Annotated in this window: 1 rRNA gene; it reads left to right on the forward strand. The window is 40.5% G+C overall.

Annotated features, from left to right (window positions below):
* Nucleotides 1-80: ribosomal RNA gene (locus ACU8YC_RS28680) — 16S ribosomal RNA — on the forward strand; the annotation flags it as partial.
* Between the last annotated feature and the right edge of the window lie 209 nt (nucleotides 81-289).

Consider the following 289-nt stretch of genomic DNA (forward strand, 5'->3'; position numbering starts at 1 on the left):
TTACCACTTTGTGATTCATGACTGGGGTGAAGTCGTAACAAGGTAACCGTAGGGGAACCTGCGGTTGGATCACCTCCTTACCTTAAAGAAACGTTCTTTGTAGTGCTCACACAGATTGTCTGATGAATGATGAACTTCTGAATGTACTTCCGAGTGCATTAAGAAGTTTTGCTCTTTAAAAATCTGGATCAAGCTGAAAATTGAAACGACACACTGTTTCATTTCTCCGTAATAAGAAATGAAAAGCGGTGTGTTCGAGTCTCTCAAATTTTCGCAACACGATGGTGTT

The sequence above is a fragment of the Citrobacter sp. VF227 genome, assembly GCF_052950715.1.